This window comes from Dinoroseobacter sp. S375 (assembly GCF_049800775.1).
Taxonomy (GTDB): Bacteria; Pseudomonadota; Alphaproteobacteria; order Rhodobacterales; family Rhodobacteraceae; genus Dinoroseobacter.
The window spans coordinates 24798-49325 of record NZ_JBNAFR010000001.1 but is presented as its reverse complement, the minus strand read 5'-3'; the positions used below and the strand labels follow the sequence as shown (position 1 = coordinate 49325).

The 24528-nt window shown below is 66.3% G+C and carries 24 protein-coding genes and 2 tRNA genes; 15 read left to right on the top strand and 11 right to left on the bottom strand.

What is annotated here, in order from left to right; all coding sequences use genetic code 11:
• Positions 1–43: 43 nt before the first annotated feature.
• From ACP150_RS00275 to ACP150_RS00265, 3 genes are all read right to left on the bottom strand, one after another.
• On the bottom strand, positions 44–1915 hold the full coding sequence (locus tag ACP150_RS00275) for a serine hydrolase (protein ID WP_424964524.1): 1872 nt from the start codon (positions 1913–1915) through the stop codon (positions 44–46).
• A 566-nt stretch (positions 1916–2481) separates the two neighbouring features.
• Positions 2482–2556 (bottom strand) — tRNA-Asn (locus ACP150_RS00270).
• Positions 2557–2619: 63 nt separating this feature from the next.
• On the bottom strand, positions 2620–3531 hold the full coding sequence (locus tag ACP150_RS00265) for an MBL fold metallo-hydrolase (protein WP_424964522.1): 912 nt from the start codon (positions 3529–3531) through the stop codon (positions 2620–2622).
• A gap of 51 nt (positions 3532–3582) precedes the next feature.
• Between ACP150_RS00265 and ACP150_RS00260 the strand changes: the two genes are divergently transcribed.
• Complete coding sequence (locus ACP150_RS00260) at positions 3583–4899, top strand: ATP-binding protein (protein ID WP_424964521.1); 1317 nt, start codon at positions 3583–3585, stop codon at positions 4897–4899.
• On the opposite strand, the gene ACP150_RS00255 is transcribed toward ACP150_RS00260, so the two are convergent.
• Positions 4871–5089: a hypothetical protein gene (locus ACP150_RS00255; RefSeq protein WP_424964520.1), complete on the bottom strand. Its 219-nt coding sequence runs from the start codon at positions 5087–5089 to the stop codon at positions 4871–4873. The genes ACP150_RS00260 and ACP150_RS00255 overlap by 29 nt on opposite strands.
• 277 nt (positions 5090–5366) lie before the next feature.
• Positions 5367–5443: transfer RNA gene (locus ACP150_RS00250), tRNA-Ile, on the bottom strand.
• A 62-nt stretch (positions 5444–5505) separates the two neighbouring features.
• Here ACP150_RS00250 and ACP150_RS00245 point away from each other — a divergent pair.
• The 5 genes from ACP150_RS00245 (at position 5506) to xth (ending at position 9965) form a co-directional block, all read left to right on the top strand.
• On the top strand, positions 5506–6009 hold the full coding sequence (locus tag ACP150_RS00245; RefSeq protein ID WP_424964519.1) for an ABZJ_00895 family protein: 504 nt from the start codon (positions 5506–5508) through the stop codon (positions 6007–6009).
• An 83-nt stretch (positions 6010–6092) separates the two neighbouring features.
• Positions 6093–7148 carry a phosphoribosylformylglycinamidine cyclo-ligase gene (purM, locus tag ACP150_RS00240; RefSeq protein ID WP_424964518.1) on the top strand — a complete coding sequence of 352 codons (1056 nt, stop codon included), beginning with the start codon at positions 6093–6095 and terminating at the stop codon, positions 7146–7148.
• Positions 7145–7738, top strand: a complete 594-nt coding sequence (purN, locus tag ACP150_RS00235; RefSeq protein WP_424964517.1) for a phosphoribosylglycinamide formyltransferase — start codon at positions 7145–7147, stop codon at positions 7736–7738. Before purM ends, purN begins: the two co-directional genes overlap by 4 nt.
• A gap of 117 nt (positions 7739–7855) precedes the next feature.
• A complete protein-coding gene (gene rnd / locus ACP150_RS00230) occupies positions 7856–9013 on the top strand; it encodes a ribonuclease D (RefSeq protein WP_424964516.1) in 1158 nt (385 codons plus the stop codon).
• A gap of 172 nt (positions 9014–9185) precedes the next feature.
• Positions 9186–9965 carry an exodeoxyribonuclease III gene (gene xth / locus ACP150_RS00225; protein WP_424964514.1) on the top strand — a complete coding sequence of 260 codons (780 nt, stop codon included), beginning with the start codon at positions 9186–9188 and terminating at the stop codon, positions 9963–9965.
• Positions 9966–9977: 12 nt separating this feature from the next.
• On the opposite strand, the gene ACP150_RS00220 is transcribed toward xth, so the two are convergent.
• Both ACP150_RS00220 and dksA read right to left on the bottom strand, forming a co-directional pair.
• A complete protein-coding gene (locus tag ACP150_RS00220; RefSeq protein ID WP_424964513.1) occupies positions 9978–11147 on the bottom strand; it encodes an FAD-dependent monooxygenase in 1170 nt (389 codons plus the stop codon).
• A 132-nt stretch (positions 11148–11279) separates the two neighbouring features.
• Positions 11280–11702 carry an RNA polymerase-binding protein DksA gene (gene dksA / locus ACP150_RS00215; RefSeq protein ID WP_424964512.1) on the bottom strand — a complete coding sequence of 141 codons (423 nt, stop codon included), beginning with the start codon at positions 11700–11702 and terminating at the stop codon, positions 11280–11282.
• 175 nt (positions 11703–11877) lie between these two features.
• Here dksA and ACP150_RS00210 point away from each other — a divergent pair, with 175 nt between their 5' ends.
• The 7 genes from ACP150_RS00210 to ACP150_RS00180 all read left to right on the top strand — a co-directional run bounded on the left by ACP150_RS00210 (position 11878) and on the right by ACP150_RS00180 (position 17138).
• Positions 11878–12720 (top strand): AAA family ATPase, encoded by an 843-nt coding sequence (locus ACP150_RS00210; RefSeq protein ID WP_424964511.1) that lies wholly within the window; start codon positions 11878–11880, stop codon positions 12718–12720.
• An 84-nt stretch (positions 12721–12804) separates the two neighbouring features.
• Entirely contained in the window at positions 12805–13260 is a 456-nt protein-coding gene (locus ACP150_RS00205; protein ID WP_424964510.1) for an N-acetyltransferase family protein, read from the top strand.
• Positions 13257–14654 (top strand): DUF2927 domain-containing protein, encoded by a 1398-nt coding sequence (locus ACP150_RS00200; protein WP_424964509.1) that lies wholly within the window; start codon positions 13257–13259, stop codon positions 14652–14654. Before ACP150_RS00205 ends, ACP150_RS00200 begins: the two co-directional genes overlap by 4 nt.
• A complete protein-coding gene (locus tag ACP150_RS00195; protein ID WP_424964508.1) occupies positions 14654–14821 on the top strand; it encodes a hypothetical protein in 168 nt (55 codons plus the stop codon). The genes ACP150_RS00200 and ACP150_RS00195 overlap by 1 nt, the downstream gene beginning before the upstream one ends.
• Positions 14822–14827: 6 nt before the next feature.
• Positions 14828–16015 (top strand): vWA domain-containing protein, encoded by a 1188-nt coding sequence (locus ACP150_RS00190; RefSeq protein WP_424964507.1) that lies wholly within the window; start codon positions 14828–14830, stop codon positions 16013–16015.
• Between the two features lie 59 nt (positions 16016–16074).
• Positions 16075–16521: a MarR family winged helix-turn-helix transcriptional regulator gene (locus ACP150_RS00185; RefSeq protein WP_424964505.1), complete on the top strand. Its 447-nt coding sequence runs from the start codon at positions 16075–16077 to the stop codon at positions 16519–16521.
• Positions 16518–17138, top strand: coding sequence for a cysteine hydrolase family protein (locus ACP150_RS00180; RefSeq protein WP_424964503.1), 621 nt, complete (start codon positions 16518–16520; stop codon positions 17136–17138). The genes ACP150_RS00185 and ACP150_RS00180 overlap by 4 nt, the downstream gene beginning before the upstream one ends.
• Before the next feature lie 3 nt (positions 17139–17141).
• Here ACP150_RS00180 and ACP150_RS00175 read toward each other — a convergent pair whose 3' ends face one another.
• From ACP150_RS00175 to ACP150_RS00160, 4 genes are all read right to left on the bottom strand, one after another.
• Positions 17142–18263, bottom strand: coding sequence for a lytic murein transglycosylase (locus ACP150_RS00175; RefSeq protein WP_424964502.1), 1122 nt, complete (start codon positions 18261–18263; stop codon positions 17142–17144).
• 94 nt (positions 18264–18357) lie between these two features.
• A complete protein-coding gene (gene serS, locus ACP150_RS00170) occupies positions 18358–19653 on the bottom strand; it encodes a serine--tRNA ligase (RefSeq protein WP_424964501.1) in 1296 nt (431 codons plus the stop codon).
• A gap of 297 nt (positions 19654–19950) precedes the next feature.
• A complete protein-coding gene (locus tag ACP150_RS00165) occupies positions 19951–20652 on the bottom strand; it encodes a VPLPA-CTERM sorting domain-containing protein (protein ID WP_424964500.1) in 702 nt (233 codons plus the stop codon).
• 283 nt (positions 20653–20935) lie between these two features.
• The gene (locus ACP150_RS00160) at positions 20936–22261 is read right to left on the bottom strand and encodes a pentapeptide repeat-containing protein (protein ID WP_424964499.1); all 1326 of its coding nucleotides are present in this window, start codon (positions 22259–22261) and stop codon (positions 20936–20938) included.
• A 275-nt stretch (positions 22262–22536) separates the two neighbouring features.
• Between ACP150_RS00160 and yajC the strand changes: the two genes are divergently transcribed.
• Entirely contained in the window at positions 22537–22854 is a 318-nt protein-coding gene (gene yajC / locus ACP150_RS00155; protein ID WP_424964498.1) for a preprotein translocase subunit YajC, read from the top strand.
• A 7-nt stretch (positions 22855–22861) separates the two neighbouring features.
• Positions 22862–24526, top strand: coding sequence for a protein translocase subunit SecD (gene secD / locus ACP150_RS00150; RefSeq protein WP_424964497.1), 1665 nt, complete (start codon positions 22862–22864; stop codon positions 24524–24526).
• Positions 24527–24528: the final 2 nt, after the last annotated feature.

Genomic DNA, 24528 nt, shown 5'->3' with positions numbered 1-24528 from the left:
GCAGGCCGTCAGAGCCTGCGCCCCGTCTCCTAGTGTTTTTTGCTCAGAAGAGGAAACAGTCTTCGGTTAACGTCTCGCAGGAGGTGCCGAACAGGATGATCTCCCCTTCGCCATAGCTAATCGTGGTGATGGCGCCGCGCGTATCGATCGCCAGATCGTCGAACTGCAAGCCGGTCTGCGAGAAATCCAGCAGGTCCTCTGCGGCGTCAAAGCCGAAAATGCGATCCTGTCCGGCGCTGATCGGAAACACGAAGGTGTCGGCGCCGCTGCCGCCCCACAAGGTGTTGCGCCCGGCGCCGCCCTCCAGCACGTCGTCGCCCGCGCCCCCGCGCAGCAGGTCATTGCCATCGCCACCGGACAGGACGTCATCGCCTGCGCCACCACTCAGCCGGTCGCGGCCCTCGCCGCCCGTCAGGCGGTCATCCCCGTGATCCCCCCGCAGGGTGTCATCCCCGGCCCCGCCATCGAGCACGTCATCGCCGTCCCGTCCCCAGAGGTGATCGCGCCCTGCGCCGCCTTCGATCCAGTCATTGCCATGGCCTCCGCGCAGGTGGTCATTGCCGTCCAGACCGATTAGCTGGTTGTCGGCCTCGGCGGCCTCCGGCGCGTCCCGCAGAATGTCGACCCGGTCGATGCCATCGCTCCCGATCCAAAGGGTGGAGCCATCGGAGAAACTGAACCGCCCCGGGTCAAGCTCTCCGATCCCCCCTTCGAAGGTCAGGCTGACCCCGTCCAGGGTCAGTACGGTCTCCGGGTTGCCCTCGGCATTTCTGTCCTCGGACAGGGTGATCTCCGCCGCCGTTCCGGCGATGTCGAAGCTATCATCCGTCGGGTCGAAACTGGCCCAGGACGCGTCATCGAAGATCGCGGTGAAGGCTTCGACCAGCAGTTCGATAGGCTCGCCATTGGAATGGGTCGTCGCTACCGAGAAGATCGTCCCGCTTTCGACATGCAGAAAGGTCGCCGTATAGGTGCCCAGCGTCCCGCCCTGAAACCCGATGAACTGCTGCCCGAAGATCGTTCCGGAGGACAGGCCGAGGCTTTCCCCTTCCTTGCCGGGCGTGCCGTCCGGCGCGCGGAAATCCAGCATCTCTTCCATCTGCTCGGGCGAGAGCAGGGTGCCGGAGACCAGCAGCGCCTCGAAGAAACGGATCATGTCCGCGGTGGTCGACACCACGCCGCCCGCCGCGCCCAGATCCAGCGGCGCCTCGGTCACATCGATCTCCTGTCCCGGGACCAGCGACGCGTAGGAATGCAGCAGGTTGTCGGACCCGATCTCGGATCTCAGGGCGCTGTCCTCCATCCCGGTGACCGAGAAGATGCGCTCGGACAGCAACTCGCCGAAGCTGGCCCCGGAGACCTGCTCAGCCAGCTTCTGCAGCAGCAGGAAATTGGTGTTCGAATAGGCATAGGCCTCTCCCGGCGCGAAATTGGCCGGTTGCCCGGACGCCAGCGTGAGCAGCCCGTCCGGGCCAAGGGGCTGATCCGGGTTTGCCATCAGCATCTCGATGAAGGCGGGCAGGCCGGTCTCGCCGGGCACCGTGTCGAAATCGGGAATGCCTGAGCGGTTGGCCAAAAGCTCCCGCACGGTCACCTCTTCGATGTTCGGGATACCTTCCAGGCCGGTCAGATCCATCTGCGCGGCGAGCGGCGTGTCGAACGCGATCAGACCCTCACCCACCAGCTGCTGGATGATGACCGAGGTCATCATCTTGGTCTGGGATCCGATCTCGAACTGATTGCTGATGCTGGCGGTCTGGGCGCCATCCCGCGTCACGCTTCCGGCAACCTCATGGAGGGAGAGCCCGCCACGGGCGATCTCGATCAGCACGGCCGGGGCGGGACTGGTCTGCGCGAAGTCCTGCACTGCACGCGAAGGCGCCTCTTTGAGGGCGCTTGGGTCGAAAATGGACATATCTGGATCCTTGTAGACATCGGTAACATGGCGGGCCTCGGGGCCCGTCCAGCACCCCATGCCAACAAGGTCGGAAAGATGCGTCCGGATCGGTCGGGACGGACATATTCACCCCCATCGCGCCCTGCGACAGCGGCAAACCGGGATCAGCGCCGATCGGATCGGACAGTGCTGACGGAGGCGGGGAATGTCGGATGCCGGTGCGTGTGACCAGAGCCCCGGTTGCTGCGGTGTGCGATGCCCCGGCGCGCTGGGGGCCCTCAGCCGCTGAGGACGGGGGAGACTCCTGCGACCCGGTCACCCGGTTGGACTCGGCACGCGCTGTAGCGGGACCTGACCCAACCCCTCCGGGACCAGAACCGGACGGCCCCTAGGCGCGCCTTGACGTGCGGGTTGGTTTGGGTTTTGGGGCTGTTCGAAAATGCGGGCTGAGAAGATACGCCGCCCGGATCTGCAAGACCCAACCGCCGCGGTCCGCGCAGGCCCAGCACTGGACGGGCGGCAAAACAAAACAGGCGCCAGATGCTCTGACGCCCTTGTAACTCACGAACCTCGTTTAGAGATTTTGGCTCCGGCGGTAGGGATCGAACCTACGACCAATTGATTAACAGTCAACTGCTCTACCGCTGAGCTACGCCGGAACTGGCGCGGGATTTAGCAACTCCGGGAATGGCTGTCCAGAGGCCCGAGCGAAAAAAGCGCAACTATTCTTGCGGGGCCGAGAAAACACTGTCCGCGCGCAGCTCGGCATCGAAGGTGGCTTCGTTTTTTGACGCCATTTCAATGAGATGGGCGAGGACGTTCCGCGCCGCGGCAGGCAGCAGGGCGGCAGGTGTCTCGACATAGATCCTCTCGGCGAGCTCCGCGGCGGAACCGGGCTCGCTGCGCAATGCGTCGGCGATCTGGCGCCCGCGCATCTCGCGATGGGCCCTGAGCTCGGCGAGACGGCGCGCGGGCGCGGCAATCACCTCCCCATGGCCGGGATAAAAGACCTGATCCTCCCGCGTTGCGAGCCGGGCGAGCGATGCCATGAAAGCGGCCAGATCCCCGTCCGGCGGCGAGACCAGCGAACTGGCCCAGCCCATGACCAGATCGCCGCAGAACAGACCGCGCCCCGCGGGCAGGGCAAAGGCGAGATGGTTGCCGAAATGCCCCGGCGTCCAGAGCGCCTCGAGCTGCCAATCGCCATGGGCGGTGATCTCGCCATCCGCCAGGGTCCGGTCGGGCGTGAACCCCGCGTCCACCCCTTCGCCCCCCGCCAGCCCGCCGCGCGCGGCCAGCGCCGTCATCTGGGGCGAACGCCCGGCCTGCGCGTCGCCATAAGCCAGCACTGGCGCGCCGGTCGCCGCCGCCAGCAAAGCCGCGCCGGGGCTGTGATCGAGATGGGCATGGGTGACAAAGATATGGCTGACCGTCTCGCCGGGCGACAACGCGCCGAGGATTGCCGCGATCTGGTCCGGATCGGCGGGGCCGGGATCGATCACCGCCACCTCGCCGGAGCCCACCACATAGCTGTTGGTGCCCCAATAGGTCATGGGCGAGGGGTTCTCGGCCAGCACCCGGCGCACGGCCGGGGCCAGCGTGGCGACGCGGGCGGGGCGGGGGGGCAGGGCCATCAGGTGCAGTCTCCCTTCCGCCCGGCGCATCCCCGGTCTAGGCTGCGCGCCATGTTCCGCTTTCTCAAGAACTCTCTCCCTCGTCGGCTCTATGCGCGGGCTGCGCTGATCCTGATCGTGCCGATTGTCACCATTCAGCTTGTGGTGTCGATCACCTTTCTGCAGCGGCATTTCGAGGATGTGACCCGCCAGATGACCATGACGGTGATCACCGAGGCGAAGCTGCTGCAGGACACGGTGGCCGAGCAGGGGCTAGCCGAGGCCGCGCGGCTGGCGACCGGTCTGCGGATCCGGCTCAGCGCGCTCGATGCGCCTGAGGCCGTGCGCAACAGGCGGGTGTTCTACGACATCTCTGGGCTGACCGTGATCGACACCCTGCGCAAGGAGCTGACCGGGATCGGGCTGATCGATCTGGCCAGTGACGACCGGCAGCTGGCCTTTTCGCTCGCGACCCAGAAGGGCCCCGTCCTGCTGCAGCTGGAGCGGCGCCGGGTGTCGGCCTCCAACCCGCATCAGCTGCTGGTGCTGATGATCTTTGTGGGCGGGCTTATGACGCTGGTCGCCTATATCTTCCTGCGCAACCAGTTGCGGCCCATCGCGCGGCTCTCCCAGGCGGCGGAGGCTTTCGGCAAGGGGCGCACCACGCCCTACAAGCCCAGCGGCGCGCTGGAGGTGCGGGCGGCGGGCCAGTCCTTTCTCGACATGCGCACCCGGATCGAACGCCAGATGGAGCAGCGCACGATGATGCTCTCGGGGGTGAGCCATGACCTGCGCACGCCCCTGACGCGGATGCAGCTGGAGCTGTCCATGCTGCCGCCCTCGCCAGAGGTTGACGCGCTGGAACGCGATGTGCAGGACATGTCGCGGCTGCTGAACACCTTCCTCGATTTCGCCCGGGCCGATGCGCTGGAGGATCCCGAGCTGGTGGATCCGTTCGGGCTGGCCGAGGCGGTGGTGGATCAGCACCGCCGCACCGGGGGGGATGTGGCGCTGGTCCTCAAGGGGGTGGATCCGGAGGCAGAGTGCCTCGTGCCCCTGCGGGCCATGGCGATCGAGCGGGCGTTGGACAATCTGGTGGGCAATGGCCTGCGCTATGGCAACCGGGCGCAGGTCACGGTCGAGGTCTTCCGCTCAGCCGTGCGGTTCACGGTCGAGGATGACGGGCCGGGCATTCCCGAGGACCTGCGGGACACCGCGCTCAAGCCGTTTGCGCGCCTCGATGCGGCGCGCAACCAGAATGCCGGCAGCGGCGTGGGGCTGGGGCTCGCCATCGCCTCCGATATCGCCCGGAGCCATGGCGGATCCTTGCGCCTCGGGATTTCCGAGACGCTGGGCGGACTTAAAGCTGATCTTGCGATTGCACGGTGAAGCGCTGACCCCGAGAGATCGCCTCCAACACCTGCATGCGGACCACGCCGCCGGTCATGTTGCTCAGGTTGCGATAGGCATCGGCCTTGGCGCGCCGTTCGCTGCCGCCACACATCTCCGCCCCCGCGTGGTAGTAGCCCATGCGCGAGAGGTTATACACGGCAAAGCCCAGTGTTTTGAGAAATGTCATCTTCCACTCCTTGTCTCCTCACCTAAGAAGGATGGGGCAGAATGTCGCAGTTTCCAGTAAATCCGACGTGAAACCCCGCGGGACCGCCAGTTCCGGGGGAGCAGGGGGCAGGGCATTCGCGCAAGGCGGGAACGGATCCGTCCGAGCGTCTCGACCGCAGGCATGGCGCTGAATTCTTGGGCGAAGCCCGGGCTGTGCAAGCCCCTCGCGCCGGGTGAGCGCGCCAAAGACCTGTCCCCACCGGTCTGGGCTTCAGATCTGTGCGACGGAAAGAGGATGGTAGGCCCGGCAGGACTTGAACCCGCAACCAAAGCGTTATGAGCGCTCTGCTCTAACCAATTGAGCTACAGGCCCGCCGCACCCGATGGCTACCAGAGTGCAGCCTCGCGTCAAGCCCGATGGCAGGATCGCCCGCAATGGACCCCGAAACGAAGCCGCACCGCGCAGGGAACCGCGTTTTCATGTCCATATCCGCCCTCCTCCTGCGCCATGCGCTCTACACGCTGATCTGCATGGTTTTTGTGCTTGTTCTGTCGAGCGGGTTACTCTTTTTTCTCGATGTCGACATTGGGGTCGGCGTCAGTAGCGTCACGCATTTCGTCCCGGCATGGTATACTGGTGCCATCTACACGCGCCGGACCAAGGTGGCGCCGAGCTCAGGCACGATGTGGAAGCTGTCCTGGATCATGTCGCTGATCAATATCGTGGTTGGCTTCTTGCTCGTTTTTGCGGTCGCACTGGTGTTTGGGATCGAGGACGAGATGGTCTCAGATTTGTCTTTCTTCGGGCTTGGGGGCGGGGCCATCATCCTGGGTGTCGTGTATCTGTTTGGCGTAGTGGTCGCGCGGTTTTCCTTTGGCTTTGGCGTGAAGGCCGAGCAGCGCCGCCAGGAAGAGCTTGCGGCAAAGGATGCCATGTAAGGCCGGACCAGGGACAGGCCATGGACAGGCCGGTACGGTCTTGTTAGGTCGGCGCCAACGTTAGCTGCTGCCGGAATCCTGCCATGAATGATACCCCCAAAACGGGTCTGACCTATGCCGAGGCCGGGGTCGACATCGATGCTGGCAATGCGCTGGTCGACCGGATCAAACCTGCGGCCAAGGCCACGGCCCGGCCCGGCGTGATGAGCGGTCTGGGCGGGTTCGGCGCGCTCTTTGACCTCAAGGGCGCGGGCTATTCCGACCCGGTGCTGGTGGCGGCCACGGATGGGGTGGGCACCAAGCTGCGCATCGCCATCGACACGGGCCATTTCGACACGATCGGGATCGATCTGGTGGCCATGTGCGTCAATGATCTCGTCTGTCAGGGGGCCGAGCCGCTCTTCTTTCTCGACTATTTCGCCACCGGCAAGCTGGAGGTCGAGGCGGCTGCCACGATCATCGAAGGCATCGCTGCGGGCTGCTCGGGTTCGGGCTGTGCGCTGATCGGGGGCGAGACCGCCGAGATGCCGGGCATGTATGATGCGGGCGATTTCGATCTGGCGGGCTTTGCCGTCGGCGCGATGGAGAGGGGCGCGGACCTGCCCGCCGGTGTGACCGCGGGGGATGTGGTGCTGGGGCTGGCCTCGGACGGGGTGCATTCCAACGGCTATTCGCTGGTGCGCCGGGTGGTCGAGCGCTCGGGGCTGGGCTGGGCCGATCCGGCACCCTTTGCCGAAACCAGCCTGGGCGCGGCCCTGCTGACGCCCACACGGCTCTATGTCAAACCGGCCCTCGCGGCGGTTGCGGCGGGCGGCGTCCATGCGCTGGCCCATATCACCGGTGGGGGCCTGACCGAGAACCTGCCCCGGGTGCTGCCCGAGGGGCTGGGGATTGCCATCGATCTGGATGCCTGGGACCTGCCGCCGGTGTTCGCCTGGCTGGCCGCCGAGGGCGGGTTGGACGAGGCCGAGCTGCTCAAGACCTTCAATGCCGGGATCGGCATGGCGCTCGTGGTGGCGGCGGATCGCGCCGAGGCGCTGACCGAAGCCCTGCGCGCGGCGGGCGAAACCGTCCATGTGATCGGCAAGGTGCAGGCCGACGCGGCAGGCGCCGTCACCTATTCCGGAACCCTTCTGTGACACAACGGGTCGCCATTCTGATTTCCGGCGGCGGCTCGAACATGCTGCGACTGGTGGAGAGCATGGTCGAGGATCATCCCGCCCGCCCGGTGCTGGTGGCCAGTAATGATCCGGAGGCAGGCGGGCTCAAACGCGCCGCCGCACTGGGCATTCCGACCGCCGCCGTGGATCACCGCCCTTTCAAAGGCGACCGTGCCGGGTTCGAGGCCGCGCTGTCCGAGCCTCTGTCGGCTGCGGCCCCGGATATCCTCTGTCTGGCGGGCTTCATGCGGGTGCTGACCCCGGGCTTCGTGACCCGCTGGCAGGGGCGGATGCTCAATATCCATCCGTCGCTCCTGCCGAAATACAAGGGGCTGAACACCCATGCCCGCGCGCTCGAGGCCGGGGATGCTGCCCATGGCTGCACGGTCCACGAAGTCACGCCCGAGCTCGACGATGGCCCGATCCTCGGCCAGGCCCGGCTGGACATCGCGCCCGACGACACGCCCGAGACCCTTGCGAACCGGGTGCTGACCCTTGAACACCGGCTCTATCCGGCGGTCCTGCGCCGCTTTGCCGAAGGCGACCGGAGCCGCCTCGATCTGACCTGATCCACCCCCGTGACGCGACGTCTCGGTCTGGGGCACAAAGCCGCTCTTTTCCAACTGGTCAAAACCGCGTAGGATCAAGTCGGCGAGGCCAAAAAAGAAATAAACTGTAAGGCCCAGATGGACATACTGACTGATACGGACGCACTTTCCGAGTTCTGCGCCCGTGCCGCCGAACATCCCTATGTCACCGTAGATACGGAGTTTCTCCGAGAACGCACCTATTATGCCAAGCTCTGCCTTGTGCAGCTCGCCTATCCGGGCGAGGGGCCCGAGAGCGCGGTGCTGGTCGATCCGCTGGCCGAGGGCATGTCCCTGGAGCCGATGCTCGACCTCTTCCGCGATCCCGGCGTGGTCAAGGTGTTCCATGCGGCGCGGCAGGATCTCGAGATTTTCTACGTGGAACATGGGGTCTTTCCCATTCCGCTCTTTGATACGCAGGTCGCAGCCATGGTCTGCGGCTTTGGCGAACAGGTCGGCTACGAGACCCTCGTGCGCAAGATCGCGCGCGAGAGCCTCGACAAGACCTCGCGCTTCACGGACTGGTCCCACCGGCCCCTGTCCAAGGCGCAAAAGACCTATGCCCTGGCGGATGTCACCCATTTGCGGGTGATCTACGAGCATCTGTCGGCGCAGATCGACCAGAACAATCGCCGCCCCTGGGTCGAGGAGGAGTTGCAGGTCCTGCTGCAGCCCGAAACCTATGTGGTCGAGCCCGCTAATGCCTGGCGGCGGATCAAGACACGGACCAATTCCGGCAAGTTCCTCGCCACGGTGCGGGAGCTTGCGGAATTCCGCGAGACCTATGCCCAGACCCGCAACGTGCCGCGCAGCCGGGTTTTCAAGGATGACGCCCTGCTCGAGCTGGCCTCGACCCGGCCCAAGAGCATGCAGGACCTGAGCCGCTCGCGGCTTCTGCTGCGCGAGGCGCGCCGGGGCGAGATTGCCGATGGCATCCTCGCCGCGATCGAGGCCGGCCAGAACGCGGATCCCGCGACCTATCCCAAGGTCGACCGGAGCCGCGACAAGATGCAGGTGAATTCCGCGCTGGCGGATCTTTTGCGGGTGCTGCTCAAGGCGAAATCCGAGGATGCGGGGGTCGCCTCGCGGATGATCGCCACCACGGCTGAGCTCGACAGCATGGCCGCAGGGCAGCTCGACGGGCCCGCGCTCAAGGGCTGGCGGGCGCAGGTTTTCGGGCGCGATGCGCTGCGTCTCTGCGATGGCGAGATCGCCCTGACGACCAAGGGCAGCAAGGTCCGCATCGTCGAGCTCTAGCCGGGGACAGGGCCGCATGCCTGACAGCATGCGGCGGACCCGCCTTGCCCCTGCCGTGGGGCGGGGTGAGGGCGCGCGCAAGGCGCGAAACGGACCGCCGCCACGGGCGCGGCGGCTCTGGACTTTCCCGGTCCCCTCGGGCTCTATCGGGCAAAACCGAGAGGGCAGGGACATGCAGGTTGCGACCTTCAACATCAATGGCATCAAGGCCCGGATCAACGCCTTTCCGGAATGGCTCCGCGAGGCCGCGCCCGACGTGGTCGTCCTGCAGGAGATCAAGTCGATCGACGCGAATTTCCCGCGCGAGCTCTTCGAGGATATGGGCTATATCGTCGAGACCCATGGTCAGAAGAGCTTCAACGGCGTCGCCATCCTGTCCAAGCTGCCGCTGGAGGATGTGACCCGCGGCCTGCCCGGGGATGACGACGACGAACAGGCTCGCTGGATCGAGGCGACGGTCATGGGCGAGGTGCCCGTGCGGGTCTGCGGGCTCTATCTGCCCAATGGCAACCCGGCGCCGGGGCCGAAATACGACTACAAGCTCGCCTGGATGGCCCGGCTCGAGGCCCGCGCGCGGGACCTGATGGCGGCGGAGGAGCCCGCGCTCATGGCCGGGGATTACAACATCATCCCGCAGGATGAGGATGCCGCCCGGCCCGAGGCCTGGCACAAGGATGCGCTGGCCTTGCCCGCCTCGCGCGCCGCCTTCCGGCGGATCCTCAATCTCGGCTTCACCGAGGCGTTCCGCGCCCGCCATCAGGGGGCCGGGCATTATTCCTTCTGGGATTATCAGGCGGGTGCCTGGCAGCGCAATGACGGGATCCGGATCGACCATGTGCTGATGACGCCCGATTGCGCGGACCTGATGCGCGATTGCCGGATTGATGCCGCCGTGCGCGGGGGCGAGAAGCCGTCGGACCATGTACCGGTGATCGTGGATCTGGCCGCCTGAGCCGCCGCCCGCCTAGCCCCGGGTGACATCCTCGTTATAGAGCCAGTCGAACTTGTGCAGCGGCAGCTGCGGCGCAAATCGGTTCAGCAGGGAAAGCCCCGCATGGGCCATGCTGCGCACCGGCCCCTGTTGCAGATGATAGGCGCGCGCATTGGTGTTGGCGGCCTGCACGGTCTTGGTGACCCGCGCCGCGCGCCGCGCCTCGTAGAGTGCAAATCCCGCCTCGGGGCTGTCTTCGCGCGCAAGGCTGTCGGTCAGCACCCAGGCATCCTCCAGCGCCATATTCGCGCCCTGGGCCAGGAAGGGCAGGGTGGGATGCGCCGCATCCCCGAGGATCACCGCCCCGTCGCGATGCCAGCTCTGGGCGACCTCGTGCCGGAAGAGGCCCCAGACATGGACCTCCTGCGCGGCCTTCATCCAGTTGCGGACCTGCGGCGCGAAACTGGCAAAGGCCCGGGCCACGCGCATGGGATCATCGGGCTGGGTCCAGCCCTCGGCGGTCCAGCGATCACGCTCTTCCACGGCGACGATGTTGCGGACGGTGCCCTCGCGGAGCGGATAGCTCACCACATGGCGGCCGGGCCCCATGAAGACCGAGGCCTCCGGGTCCGGCGCATGGGTCTGAGGCAGGATCATCCGCCAGGCGACCTGGCCGGTGAAGAAGGGCTTGGCGGGCTTGTCCACGGCCTTGCGCACCTGCGAGTGCAGACCATCGGCACCCACGAGGATCTCGGCGCTGCGGGTCTGCCCGCCTGCAAGCTTGAGCGTGGGCGCGATGCCCGGCGACAGGGTCACCCCGTCAACCTTGCAGCCCAGCTCGATCTGAACCTCAAGTTCCCGCGCGGCCTCGGCCAGCAGGGCGATCAGATCCGCGCGATGGGTCAGGCGAAAACCCGGCGTCTCGGGCAGGGGCATCCGCAGCACCTCTCGCCCATCGGCAAAGTCGCGCAGCACCACCGCCTCCGAGCGCATGCTCATCTCCGACAGGCGCGCGCCCAGTCCCAGCGCGTTCAGAACGCAGAGGCCGTTGGGGCTGATCTGGATCCCGGCGCCAACTTCGCGGATCTCGTCAGCCTGTTCGAGAACGGTGACCCGCGCGCCACGCGCGGCAAGGCAGATCGCGGCGCACAACCCCCCGATCCCGGCCCCAAGGACAGTTATCTCTCGTCCGACCAACACCATATGTGGGGAGTAGCCGCAAAATATTCTGTTTCAAAGCTGGAAACGAAAAACACCGGAGGTTGCCCCCCGGTGCTGTCATAGGTGTGGCCGCTCTGCATCGCGTCCGGGGCTTGCCCGGCGCGATGGGCGGGTTCAGTCGTCGCGGTGGACCTTCTCGCGGCGCTCGTGACGTTCCTGCGCCTCAAGGCTCAGGGTCGCGATCGGACGGGCGTCCAGCCGCTTGAGCGAGATCGGTTCCCCGGTCGCTTCGCAATAGCCATACTCACCCTCGTCGATCCGGCGCAGCGCCGCGTCGATCTTGGTGATCAGCTTGCGCTGACGGTCGCGGGTCCGAAGTTCCAGCGCGCGATCGGTCTCTTCCGAGGCCCGGTCCGCCACATCAGGAATATTCCGGGCCGCGCCCTGCAATTCGGAAATGGTGTTCTGGCTTTCTTCGAGCAGTTCGGTCTTCCACGCCAGCAGTTTGCGGCGGAAATACTCGGTCTGCTTGTCGTTCATAAACGGTTCGTCCTCAGCAGGACGGTAATCGTCTGGCAAAAACGTCTCAGCGCGCATGTTTGCTCCCTCATACAGGCCGGATAGTTCAGCGTCTGGTTCACCTGACATCCGTTGCCCTCCCTGTCTGCGTCATACTCAGATTCCCACACGTTGTCACGCGAATATAGGGGGTTGCCGGGCGAAATCGAAGCTGGTGTAACGTCGCAAGAGATCCCTTTTTCCAGGAGCCCCCATGCGCTTTGACGGCACCGAGGACTATGTCGCCACCGATGATCTGAAGGTCGCGGTCAACGCCGCCGTGACGCTGGAACGCCCGCTTCTGGTGAAGGGAGAGCCCGGCACGGGCAAGACCGAACTGGCCCGTCAGGTGGCCGCCGCCCTCGGGCTGCCGATGATCGAATGGTCGATCAAATCCACCACCCGGGCGCAGCAGGGCCTTTATGAATATGACGCGGTGAGCCGTCTGCGCGACAGCCAGCTCGGTGATGAACGCGTCCATGACGTCGCCAATTACATCAAGAAGGGCAAGCTCTGGCAGGCCTTCGAGGCCGAGGGCAAGGTCGTGTTGCTGATCGACGAGATCGACAAGGCCGATATCGAGTTCCCGAACGACCTGCTCCAGGAACTCGACCGGATGGAGTTCTTCGTCTACGAGACCGGCGAGACGATCCGCGCCCGAACTCGCCCGATTGTGATCATCACCTCGAACAACGAGAAAGAGCTACCGGATGCGTTCCTGCGCCGCTGTTTCTTCCACTACATCTCGTTCCCCGAGGAAGAGACCCTGCGCAAGATCGTCGAGGTCCATCATCCCGGCCTCAAGGGCGCGCTGCTCGGCACGGCGCTGACCCAGTTCTACGAGATCCGCGAGACCCCGGGGCTCAAGAAGAAACCCTCCACCTCCGAGGTGCTGGACTGGCTCAAGCTGCTGCTGGCCGAGGATCTGACGGCGGAGGATCTCAAGCGCGACGGGGCCAATGCCCTGCCGAAACTCCACGGCGCGCTGCTGAAGAACGAGCAGGATGTGGCGCTCTTTGAGCGGCTCGCCTTTCTGGCCCGCTCCGGGCGGCGCTAGGCGGCACTGCCCTGTGGCAACGCTTCGCCTTTCCGGCCCGGATGCAGGCTTGCGCCTCTGCCATGCAACTCGCATTCTGCGGCCATGACCGCGCCCCTCACCCTCCGCCCGATCGGCCCCGACGACCAGACGCCCTGGCGTGCGCTCTGGCGCGCCTATCTGGCTTTCTACGAGACCGAGCTGGGCGACGAGATCTACGCGACAAGCTTTGCGAGGCTCTGCGATCCCGAGGTCACCGATTACCACGGGCTGCTGGCCGAACGGGACGGGCAGGTGCTGGGCCTCGTGCATTACATCTATCACCGCCATGGCTGGCATATCGCCCCGGTCTGCTACCTGCAGGACCTCTACACCGTGCCCGAGGCGCGGGGGCAGGGGGTGGCCCGCGCCCTGATCGAAGCCGTCTACGCGGCCGCCGACCGCGACGGGGCGGCCTCGGTCTACTGGACGACGCAATCGGGGAATGCCACGGCGCGCGCGCTCTATGATCAGGTGGCCGAGGTCACGGATTTCATCAAATACGCCCGGGTGACCGCGTGAGGTGGCTGGCCTGGCTCGTGCCGCTGGTATTGCTGGCGGGCTGTGCCTCGGGGCCGCCCGCGCCGCAAACCGCGCCACCCAGCCGCCTGCAGCCCAGCGACGAGCTCCCGCCGATGAAGACCTTCGGCACCTACGAACCCGCGCCCGTGGGCCGCTCCAACGGGCAGCTCGCAGCGGATTTCGTGGAGCTCAGCTTCCAGATGGAGAGCGGGCGCGCCCTGACGCGCTTCACCCGGTTCGAGGGCCCCGTGCGCGTGGCGGTGATCGGCAACGCGCCGCTGACACTCGGCCCGGATCTTGCCCGGCTGCTCGACCGGCTCCGGCGCGAGGCGGGGCTCGATATCGCCCGGGCCGGTCAGAACGAACCGGCCCAGATCGTGGTCGAGGCCCTGCCACGCCGTGAGATCCAGCGCTACGTGCCCCAGGCGGCCTGCTTCGTGGTGCCCAATGTGGCGGGCTGGTCGGAGTTTCTGCGCAACCGGCGCTCGGCGGTCGTGGACTGGACCCGGTTGCAGACCCGCACCCGCGCCTCGGTCTTCGTGCCCAATGATGTGAGCCCGCAAGAGGTCCGCGATTGCCTGCATGAGGAAATCGCTCAGGCGCTCGGCCCGCTCAACGATCTCTACCGGCTCGAAAACTCGGTCTTCAACGATGACAATTTCCACCCGGTCCTGACCAGCTTCGACATGCTCATGCTGCGGGTCACCTACGCGCCCGAGCTGCGCTCAGGCATGCTGCCGGCGCAGGTGGCCGAGAAACTGCCATCGATCCTGTCCCGGCTGAACCCTGCCGGGCGCCCGGCGGGGCGGGCACAGCCCAGCGTGCCCCGGCGCGACTGGATCAACGCGGTCGAGGCCGCTCTGGGCCCCGGAACCTCGCCCCGCAAGCGCGAGGAAACCGCCGTCGAGGCCGTCCGCATCGCCCGCGATGCGCAGTTCCCCGATGTGCGCAGCGCCTTCAGCTATTACGTGCTGGGCCGCCTCGCGCTCGGCTCGGATCCCGAATTGTCGCTGGCCTCCTTCCTGCAGGCGGGCGGGCTTTACGGCGCGGCCGAGGGCACCGAGGTCCAGCAGGCCCATGTCACCATGCAGATCGTCGCCTTCGCCCTGATCAACGGGCAGGCCAACACTGCCCTGCGTCTGGCCAATAACGCGCTGCCCGCGGTGCAACGCTCGGAAAACGCGGCGCTGCTGGCGACGCTCCTGATGATGAAGGCCGAGGCGCTCGATCTTCTGGGGCGCGCCTCCGAGGCGGAAACCGTGCGTCTCGACAGTCTCGGCTGGGCAAGATATGGCATCGGCTCGGACGCACGGGTCCGGGCCCGGCTGGCGGAAATCGCCGCCCTGCCGCCCCCCGTCAGAGCGCCCGAAGAGACCACAGATCGGGGAAGCTGATGCTGATTGTTGCAGGACTACTGGGCGGGGCCGGCTGGGGCGCATGGCTGGCCAAATCGCGAAACGGGCTGAAGCGCGACATGGCGCAATACGCCGCCGGCTTCGCGATCTTCTGGGGGCTGATCGGCCTCATCGCCACCATCGTTCTGGAACGCATGGCGGCCTGAGCCCCCATGTTCCTGCCCTTCTTCACCCAGCTTCGGACCGGCGGCGTGCCGGTCTCCTTGCGGGAATACCTGACCTTCCTCGAAGGGTTGGGCAAGGGTATGGCGGTCTACGACCCCGAGGCGTTCTACTATCTCGCACGCTGCGCCATGGTAAAGGACGAGCGGCATCTGGACCGGTTCGACCGGGCCTTCGCCGCCGCCTTCAAGGGGCTGGAGCAGATCACGGTGGAGCAGGTGCTCGAGTCTGTGGACCTGCCGCGCGAATGGCTCGAGAAGCTCGCCGAAAAGCACCTGACCGACGAAGAACGCGCCGAGATCGAAGCGCTCGGTGGCTTCGACAAGCTGATGGAGACCCTCAAGGAGCGCCTCAAGGAACAGCAGGGCCGCCATCAGGGCGGCAACAAGTGGATCGGCACCGCCGGGACCTCGCCCTTCGGCGCCTATGGCTACAACCCCGAAGGCGTGCGCATCGGGCAGGAGGGCAGCCGCCACCAGCGCGCGGTCAAGGTCTGGGACAAGCGCGCCTTCAAGAACCTCGACGACACGGTCGAGCTCGGCACGCGCAACATCAAGGTCGCCCTGAAACGCCTGCGCCAATGGGCGCGCGACGGGGCCGCCGATGAGCTCGATCTCGACGGTACAATCCGCTCTACGGCCGAGCATGGCTATCTCGACGTCCAGACCCGGCCCGAGCGGCGCAACGCGGTCAAGGTCCTCCTGTTTCTCGATGTGGGCGGCTCCATGGACCCCCATATCAAGCTCGTCGAGGAGCTCTTCTCCGCCGCCCGCGCCGAGTTCAAGCATCTGGAGTATTTCTACTTCCACAACTGCATTTACGAGGGCGTCTGGCGCGACAACCGCCGCCGCTGGTCCGAGCAGATGTCCACCTTCGAAATCCTGCGCACCTACGGGTCGGACTACAAATGCATCATCGTCGGGGACGCCTCCATGTCGCCCTACGAGATCGCCCATCCCGGCGGCGCGAATGAGCACTGGAATGCCGAGGCCGGCTATGTCTGGCTCGAACGGCTGCGCGACCAATGGCCGAACCATCTCTGGCTGAACCCGGTGCCCGAGCGGCACTGGCGCTACACCCAGTCCATCGAGATGATCCAGCAGGTCTTCGGGCCCGAGCGCATGGTCCCCATGACCCTCGACGGGATCGATCGCGGGATGCGTGTGCTGGGGCGCTGACCGCGCAGTTCGGTTCATCTTGACATCCTGCATGTCATAATGACATCTGCATTGTCATTGTGACTGACTCCTCTCTCTATTCCCTGATCTGGATGTCCCGCCCCCTGATGCAGGCGGCGGAAGCCTCGGTCGAGGCGGGGCTTTCCGGCACGGGCCTTACCGTGCGGATGCGCGCCGTTCTGGAAATGCTCCACGCCCATGGCGATCAGACCGTGCCCGAGATCGCCCAACGGCTTGAGATCAAACGCCAATACGTGCAGCTCATGGTGAACGAGACCGGCGCCGCCGGGCTGACCGAGCCGCGCGCGAACCCGCGCCACAAACGCTCGCCCCTGCTGAGCCTGACCGAGACCGGGCGCGCGCTGATCGATGGGGTGATCGCGCGCGAGCGCGCGCTGGTCGACCGGATCGGCGCGGATCTCGACCCGACCGAGGTCGCCGCCGCCCTGCGCATCGTGCAGACCCTGACCACCCGGCTCAAATCCCACGCAAAGGACAGGCCATGACGCTGGTATATCTCCTCCTCGGCCTGCTCCTCGCGGGCTTTCTCTGGCTCTGCTACGGCACCTGGCGCATCGGACGGCTCAGCACCGGCGCGCCCATTGGCCCGCGCCCGGGCACGGCGCTCCTGCTGGTCGATCTGCAGACCGTGTTCTGGGAGGGTGGCGCCTATGCCGAGGCCGACAAAACCCGCGCCATCGACGCCATCGGGCAGGAAATCGCGGAGGCGCGGGCCCGAAACCTGCCCATCATCGCGATCCGGCAGGAATGGTCCCAGCCCGAGACCAAGACCCTCGCGCGGCTCTTCATGAAGGGGCAGGCGCTGCCGGGCTCCCCCGGAACCGAGATCGCCGCGCCCTTTGCCGGGGCCGCCCAGCACACGCTGGTCAAGCGGGTGCAGGACGGGTTCGAGACCGGCGCGCTGGATCCGCTCCTGTCCGAGCTCGACGTGGGGGCCCTGCGGATCGTCGGGCTCGATTTCAACTACTGTGTGCTCAAGACCGCGCTCGCGGCGCGGCAGCGGGGCTATGACGTCACGGTCGTGACCGCCGGAACGCTGGCCGCCGGGGCGCGCGCGACATCCGAGGCGCGGCTGACCGGGACCGGGGTGCGGCTGGCCTGAGCCTCAGCCGAGCATCCGCAGCAGCTCCAGCGACGGCACGCCGGTCACCGGCAGGCCCCGGCTGGCCTGATAGGCGCGGATCGCGGCCTCGCTGTTCGGGCCGATCACCCCATCCGCGCCGCCCGTATCAAACCCGCGCGCCGTCAACCCCTCCTGCAGGGCGACCCGGTCGGCCTTGGTCAGCCCGTTCGCGTCGGGCGGAAAGGGCTGGCGCAGGGGCGGTCCGCCCAGGATCCGGTCCGACAGGTGCCCGACGCCGATCGCATAGGCATCCGAGTTGTTGTAGCGCTTGATCACCGCGAAGTTGCGCGTTGTGGCAAAGCGCGGCCCCCCCGGCTGCGGCTGCAGACTGCCGCTCGGATCCTCGCGGCCCCAGGACTGCCCGCTGACCCAGCCATTGCGGTCGAGATAGGCCGCCGCCGAGGCCAGCGCATCGCTCGGATCCTCGGCCCAGATATCCCGCCGCCCATCGCCGGTGAAATCCACCGCGAAGGCCTCGTAAGAGGTCGGAATGAACTGCGTATGCCCCATGGCGCCCGCCCAACTGCCGACCAGATTGCCGGGCGTGGTGTCACCATTCTCAAGGATCCGCAGCGCCGCGACCAGTTGCTGTTCAAAGAACGCGCCCCGCCGCCCGTCAAAGGCCAGCGTCGAGGTGGCCGAGATCACCGGCACATCGCCGCGCCGGTCACCGTAGAAGCTTTCGAGCCCCCAGATCGCCGTGACCACATGGGCGGGCACGCCGTAGCGCGCGGCGATGGCCTCCAGCGTGTCGCGATGGGTGGCATAGGCCGCTTGCCCCTTGCTGACGCGCTCCTCCGAGACGGCGATGGCGAGGTAATCCTCCAGCGTGCGGGTGAACTCGGTCTGGTTGCGATCCCGGCGCACGACCCCGGGCAGATAGCCCGTGCCCGCAAAGGCCCGCCGCAGCAGGTCTTGCGAGAACCCCTGATCCGCCGCACGGGCGCGAAACCGGCTGACCCAGGCATCATAGCTGGCATTGGGGGCGGGGCGCAGATCGTCGGGCAAGCCGCCGGCCTGCGTCACCCGTGTCGCGGGCGGCGGCCCGCCGCATCCTGCAAGCGCAAAGGCCGCCAGACCCGCTGCGAAAATCCGTCTGTCCATGCCATGCCCGCCTGTGCTGCCCTGTCTTTGGCCAAAGCCTAGGGGCGCGCGCGGGAATGGCAATGGGGCAGGGGCTTTGCAGCCCCCGCCCGGCTCAGACCAGCGTACCGGTCGCGTCGATCCGCGTCTTGCCGCGCAGATAGGGGTGCAGCGCCTCGGGCAGATCCACGGAGCCGTCCGCCTGCTGCCCGTTTTCCAGCACCGCGATCAGGCAGCGCCCGACCGCCAGCCCGGATCCGTTCAGCGTATGGACAAATTCCGGCTTGCCCCCGCCCTGCGGCTTGAAGCGCGCATTCATCCGGCGCGCCTGAAAATCGCCGCAGACCGAGACCGAGCTGATCTCGCGATAGGTGTCCTGCCCGGGCAGCCAGACCTCGATGTCATGGGTGCGCCGCGCGCCGAACCCCATATCGCCGGTGCAGAGCACGATGGTGCGATAGGGCAGGCCAAGCGCCTCGAGGATCCCCTCGGCGCAGCCGGTCATCCGGTCGAGCTCGGCGCGGCTGTCTTCGGGCTTGGTGATCGACACCATCTCGACCTTCTCGAACTGGTGCTGGCGCAGCATCCCCGCCGTGTCCCGCCCCGCCGAGCCCGCCTCGGACCGGAAACACTGGGTGTGGGCCACATAGCGGCGCGGCAGATAGCTTTCCTCGACGATCGCGCCGTTCACGATATTGGTCAGCGTCACCTCCGCCGTCGGCACCAGCCACCAGCCCTCGCGGGTCTGATAGCTGTCCTCGCCGAATTTCGGCAGTTGCCCGGTGCCGAGCATCATCTCTTCGCGCACCAGCACGGGCGTCCACGTTTCGGTCAGCCCGTTCTCTTCCACATGGGTGTCGACCATGAACTGCGCGAGCGCCCGATGCACCCGTGCCACGGCTCCCGACAGCACCACAAAGCGCGAGCCTGCAAGCTTCGCCGCCAGCTCGAAATCCATCCCCGGGGTGACCGAGGGCAGCTCGTAATGCTCTTTCGGGGCGAAATCGAACGCGCGCGGATCGCCCCAGCGCTTGATCTCGACATTGTCCTCTTCATCTGCGCCCTCGGGCGTGTCGTCGAAGGGCAGGTTCGGGATTTCCATCAACCGGTCGGTCAGCGCCGCGTCGTCGAGGCTCGCCGCGTGTTTGAGCTCGGCCACCTCGGCCTTCTTGGCACCGACCAGAGCCCGCAGCCGCTCAAACTCCGCTTCGTCCCCCTTGGCCTTGGCCGCACCGACCTGCTTGGAGGCCGCGTTCTGCTCCGCCTGCGCGGTCTCCGCGGCGAGGATCTTGGCCCGCCGCGCCGCATCCAGCGCGAGGATCTCGGACGAGACCGCAGACACACCGGGCCGGCGGGTCAAAGCGGCGTCAAACGCCTCCGGGGTCTCGCGGATCTGGCGGATATCATGCATGGCGGGCAGTCCTCAATTGGCCGTGGCGGTCCCACAACGGGCCGTCGCCGGGTATATGGCCGAGATTTCCGCCGAGGGCTAGGGGCAGGGTGCGCGCCCCGCAGCCGCCGGAGGGCGCTGGAGGCCATCAGCAAGGCTCAGCGCCCCAGCCAAGGCGCGCCCGGACAGGACCGCGCCAGGCCCAAACAACAACAGCGCGCCGCTCGGGGCGGCACGCTGCTTTTTCACTCACGCATTCAGAGCGTTCATGCCCCCGGACCGCTCCCCATGGAGAAGCGCTTGCCCGGGGGGCGACGATCAGGCCTTGCGACGCTTCCGCGTCAGACCCAGAGCGCCGAGACCGGCCAGGATGAGCGGGAAGGACGCCGGCAGCGGGATTGCCGGAACAACCGAGGACCCGGCGGCGGCATTGTCGGTATCCGCGCGGAAGGCGAGGGTCTGCGTGCTGGACAGACCGCCCCCGGCGAGCCCCGACAGGTCGATGAACAGCGACTCGTAGAGATCGCCCACGGGCGCGTCCCCGGTCAGAGCGACGTTGTTCGAGTAGGTCGCAACGATCGCGCCGGACAGATTGGACGTCTCTTCAAACGTCCGTCCGTTTTCGCTGTTCTCGGTGCTGCCGCCCGCGAGGGAGGTCGCCACGTCGAAGATCGTGTCGCCCGGCGCGCCCTGCAGCTGCAGAGAGGTCAGAAGGCCCGAGGAGACGTTGACGGACCAGCTGGAGGTGAAGCTGTTGCCGTTCAGAGCGACGCTGAAGCTGCCCGCACCGGTCGATCCGGCGGTCCCGCCCGTGCCGTTGAAGGTCAGTGTCTCGCTGGCGCCGCCCGCGAAGGTGCCCGTGACGAGCATGCCGTCCATGTCACCGCCTGTGGTCGCGAACCCGCCGATCGCATCGGTCGTGAACAGCGTCCCCGGGGTCAGGTTGACGGTGACGCTGGCAGCATGGGCGCCGAGCGGCAGGACAAAGCATGCGGCCGCAGCCGCGAGAAGATTTCGCATGGGATTTTCCTCAAAAAATCGTTACAAGACACAATCGATGCTTAGTTGGGCATCGCGGCCCTGTCAAAGAATTGCCTAACAAATGGTTAACGTCCCCGGGCGCCCCGCTGGCCCGTCACTGCCGCGCTGAACCCGGTCACCCGGGTCGGTCAGCCGCTGGTCGCGGTCGATATACGGCGGGGCGCGGCCGCCCGGTCAGCCTGTCGTTGGACAGGGGAAAATGCGAACGAGATGCCATGCTCCGCGGCGTGGCCGGGATCAGGGCGCGGTGTCCCGCTGAGGGCTAGGGGGAAGTGTCGTCCGTGTCCTCGGGAAGAGACGCGAGCCAGTCTTCGTAGGCGTCCCAGGCCGCCTCAAGATGCGCGCCGCTGTCATCCTGCGCATCTTCGGCAATGTGCCAATGGGCGGGGGGCGTGACCCCGTCCGGTAAGACCGTCTGCCCAATCCCTGACGCGACACCAAAAGCCGAATTGACAGAGTCCTGTGACAGGTTTTGACTGGCTGCAAACTCTGCCGATCTGAGAAACGTGCGCGCAATTGTCCAGTTTATCAGATCGGCAGAGTTGAGCTTCGCGCCCTCGAGGTAGGCCCCCTGCAAGTTCGCGGCCCAGAGGTCGGCCCCCTGCAAGTTCGCGTATACGAGGTTGGCCCCCTGCAAGTTCGCGCCCCTGAGGTCGGCCCCCTGCAAGTTCGCGTCCTCGAGGTTGGCCCCCTGCAAGTTTGCGTTGAAGAGGAGGGCGCGCGCCATCAGGGCATCGGACAGGCGGGCTTTTTGCCATGCCCCTCCTGACATATCCGCAAGCTGCACATCCGCCCCGCGCAGGTCGAGAGCGTAGCCTCTGGCTTGCTCCAAAGTGATCTTGTCCGGCCCGCGCCGCCCAAGCACGGTCAGCGCCATTTGCGTGTCCGTGCGCTGTTTCCAGTCCTCAGGTTCAGACGGATTTTCCTTGATCGGAACGATACAGGCGTTCTCCCGCACATAGGCACACAGGATCTCCATGATCCGCACATGGTCCGGCGGGTTGGAGATTGAGATCCTCTCCAGCGACAGGATCGCGCCCACGCGCACCTCGATATTCGGTGCGCTCCGCTCGACGACCCGGGCCTCGCCATCGGCGCCTTGGGTCAGGGTTTTGACGACCTTCTCTGCGCCGAGCCCTGCCACCGCCTCGTTGATCCGAGCGGTGATCAGGTTCTGCTCGGCGGTCGTCGTCTGCCGCTCCGTGACCCAGACGCGCACAAGTTGGAAGACAAGGGTCGCGGCGGCGGCCAGCGCCGCGAGCAGCACTGCGGTTGCCGTCGCCAGATTGCGCAGGTCCTCCGCGTCGGTGGTCGGATCTGATGCCGCCGTGACCAATCGATCGACAAGGGCGCGGACAGAAATGCCGATTTCCACCAGATAGAAAATCGCGGCCAAGCCACCGAGGCTCAGACCCGCGAGCACCATCGCGAGCCAGTAGTTCGCGCGCAGCCATGATCGCAATCCGGCTTGCTTGGGCGCAGGACGCGCGGCGGTGTTGAGAATCCAGAGCGCCAGCAGCAGGAGCGCCGCGAACCCGATCAGGGGCGCGACGGGCGGCGTGCTGAGAATCTCTTCGACTCTGTCCATTCTCTGCGCCCGCCTACATCACCTCAACCAATGCGCCCAACCTCGCGGATTGTCGGTCAAAACACAACATTTGGGGGTCCGACATTTTGCCCGACACATGCCCGACAGATGTCCGACAGAAAGCCGACGCGGCGCAGACGCTGGATTTCGGTGCTTGCTGCGGCCCCGCGCGCGCCTTATCTGCCTTGAATGCCGGTGGGCCCGTCTATACGGTGCGCGCCGATTGACCGGGCGGGGGGCCGCCCTAAACAGAGCTTCTGACCGAGGGGACATTCATGTTCGTCACACCTGCCTACGCCCAGGCCGCGGGCGCCGGAGGGGCCTTTACCTCCTTCATTCCGCTGATCCTGATTTTTGCCATCATGTATTTCCTGCTGATCCGTCCGCAGCAGAAAAAAGTGAAGGAACACAAGGCGATGGTAGAGGCGCTGCGGCGCGGGGACCAGATCGTGACCCAAGGCGGCCTGATCGCCAAGGTGACCAAGGTTGTCGATGACAACGAGGTCAAGGTTGAGATCGCGTCCGGCACCGAGGTGCGCGTGGTGCGCCACACGATCCAGCAGGTTCTGACCAAGACCGAACCGGCGAGCTGATCCAGACATGTTGCAAATTCCCCTTTGGAAACGGGTGGTTATCTGGGGGTTGGTCCTTTTGGGGCTGTCCTTTGCGATGCCCAACGCGTTCTACAGCCGGGTCGAGACCCATAATGACGCCGCCAAGCTGGTCGAGGCCGGCGCGGCCGAGACGGGGGAAATCGCAGCGGATCTGGGCCAGTGGCCCGATATCCTGCCGTCGAGCCTTGTGAATCTCGGGCTCGACCTGCGCGGCGGCGCGCATTTGCTCGCCGAGGTGCAGGTGGCCGATGTCTATGCGGACCGGATGGACGGGCTCTGGCCCGATGTCCGCGACGCCCTGCGCGAGGCCCGCGCGACGATCGGGACCATCCGGCGTCAGGACAGCCCGCCCGACCAGCTCCGCGTGCGGATCTCGGAACCTGCCGAGATCACCCGCGCCGTCGCCATCGTGCGCGGTCTGGCGCAGCCGGTGACCTCGCTTACGGGGGTCGGGTCCACGGACATTGAGGTCTCCTTCGAAGGTGCTGATCTCATTGTGCAATTGTCCGAAGCCGAGCGGCAGGCGACCGATGACCGGACCCTGCAGCAGAGCCTCGAGATCATCCGCCGCCGCGTGGACGAGGTCGGCACCCGCGAGCCCACGATCCAGCGTCAGGGCGAGGACCGGGTCCTGATCCAGGTGCCGGGGATCGGCTCGGCCGCCGAGCTCAAGGAAATCATCGGCACCACCGCGCGCCTGACCTTCCACCCGGTGGTCAACCGGACCGGCGACGCCGACGCCGCGCCGGGGCCGCGCAACATGCTGCTGCCCTCGATCGACGAGCCGAACACCTATTACATCCTCGAACAGACGCCGGTCGTCTCCGGCGACCAGCTGACCGATGCGCAACCGGCCTTTGACCAGAACGGCCGCCCGGCGGTGAACTTCCGGTTCAACCCCACGGGCGCGCGGCTTTTTGGCGACTACACGGCCGAGAATATCGGCCTGCCCTTTGCCATCGTGCTGGATAGCGAGGTCATCTCGGCCCCGGTCATCCAGTCCCATATCCCCGGCGGCTCGGGGATCATCACGGGGAGTTTCTCGGTTGAGGAAAGCACCCAGCTCGCGGTTCTGCTGCGGGCCGGGGCACTGCCCGCCGAGATGATCTTTCTCGAGGAACGGACCATCGGCCCAGAGCTCGGGCAAGACAGCATCGATGCAGGCACCATCGCCTGTCTCGTGGCCTTTGCGGGTGTGCTGCTCTTCATGTTCCTGAGTTACGGCCTGTTTGGGGTTTTCGCCAATATCGCGCTCATCATCAATGTGGGTCTGATCTTCGGCTTGCTGAGCATGATCGGCGCGACCCTGACCCTGCCAGGGATCGCGGGCATCGTGCTGACCATCGGGATGGCGGTGGATGCCAACGTCCTGATCTTCGAGCGGATCCGCGAAGAGCTCAAGACCGCGCGTGGCCCGGCCCGGGCGATCGAGCTCGGCTATGAGAAGGCCCTGAGCGCGATCCTCGACGCGAACATCACCACCTTCATCACGGCGGTGATCCTGTTCGTGATGGGCTCCGGTCCGGTGCGCGGTTTCTCGATCACGCTGGGTCTCGGCATCCTGACCTCGGTCTTCACGGCCATCTTCGTCACCCGTCTGCTCGTAATCATGTGGTTCGAGCGCAAACGCCCCAAAACGATCGAGGTCTGAGC

Coding starts and splice junctions, on each gene's coding strand:
- ACP150_RS00275 (WP_424964524.1), bottom strand. CDS start 1,915: ATGTCCATTTTCGACCCAAGCGCCCTCAAAGAGGCGCCTTCGCGTGCA.
- ACP150_RS00265 (WP_424964522.1), bottom strand. CDS start 3,531: ATGGCCCTGCCCCCCCGCCCCGCCCGCGTCGCCACGCTGGCCCCGGCC.
- ACP150_RS00260 (WP_424964521.1), top strand. CDS start 3,583: ATGTTCCGCTTTCTCAAGAACTCTCTCCCTCGTCGGCTCTATGCGCGG.
- ACP150_RS00255 (WP_424964520.1), bottom strand. CDS start 5,089: ATGACATTTCTCAAAACACTGGGCTTTGCCGTGTATAACCTCTCGCGC.
- ACP150_RS00245 (WP_424964519.1), top strand. CDS start 5,506: ATGGACCCCGAAACGAAGCCGCACCGCGCAGGGAACCGCGTTTTCATG.
- purM (WP_424964518.1), top strand. CDS start 6,093: ATGAATGATACCCCCAAAACGGGTCTGACCTATGCCGAGGCCGGGGTC.
- rnd (WP_424964516.1), top strand. CDS start 7,856: ATGGACATACTGACTGATACGGACGCACTTTCCGAGTTCTGCGCCCGT.
- xth (WP_424964514.1), top strand. CDS start 9,186: ATGCAGGTTGCGACCTTCAACATCAATGGCATCAAGGCCCGGATCAAC.
- ACP150_RS00220 (WP_424964513.1), bottom strand. CDS start 11,147: ATGGTGTTGGTCGGACGAGAGATAACTGTCCTTGGGGCCGGGATCGGG.
- dksA (WP_424964512.1), bottom strand. CDS start 11,702: ATGCGCGCTGAGACGTTTTTGCCAGACGATTACCGTCCTGCTGAGGAC.
- ACP150_RS00210 (WP_424964511.1), top strand. CDS start 11,878: ATGCGCTTTGACGGCACCGAGGACTATGTCGCCACCGATGATCTGAAG.
- ACP150_RS00205 (WP_424964510.1), top strand. CDS start 12,805: ATGACCGCGCCCCTCACCCTCCGCCCGATCGGCCCCGACGACCAGACG.
- ACP150_RS00195 (WP_424964508.1), top strand. CDS start 14,654: ATGCTGATTGTTGCAGGACTACTGGGCGGGGCCGGCTGGGGCGCATGG.
- ACP150_RS00190 (WP_424964507.1), top strand. CDS start 14,828: ATGTTCCTGCCCTTCTTCACCCAGCTTCGGACCGGCGGCGTGCCGGTC.
- ACP150_RS00180 (WP_424964503.1), top strand. CDS start 16,518: ATGACGCTGGTATATCTCCTCCTCGGCCTGCTCCTCGCGGGCTTTCTC.
- ACP150_RS00175 (WP_424964502.1), bottom strand. CDS start 18,263: ATGGACAGACGGATTTTCGCAGCGGGTCTGGCGGCCTTTGCGCTTGCA.
- serS (WP_424964501.1), bottom strand. CDS start 19,653: ATGCATGATATCCGCCAGATCCGCGAGACCCCGGAGGCGTTTGACGCC.
- ACP150_RS00165 (WP_424964500.1), bottom strand. CDS start 20,652: ATGCGAAATCTTCTCGCGGCTGCGGCCGCATGCTTTGTCCTGCCGCTC.
- ACP150_RS00160 (WP_424964499.1), bottom strand. CDS start 22,261: ATGGACAGAGTCGAAGAGATTCTCAGCACGCCGCCCGTCGCGCCCCTG.
- yajC (WP_424964498.1), top strand. CDS start 22,537: ATGTTCGTCACACCTGCCTACGCCCAGGCCGCGGGCGCCGGAGGGGCC.
- secD (WP_424964497.1), top strand. CDS start 22,862: ATGTTGCAAATTCCCCTTTGGAAACGGGTGGTTATCTGGGGGTTGGTC.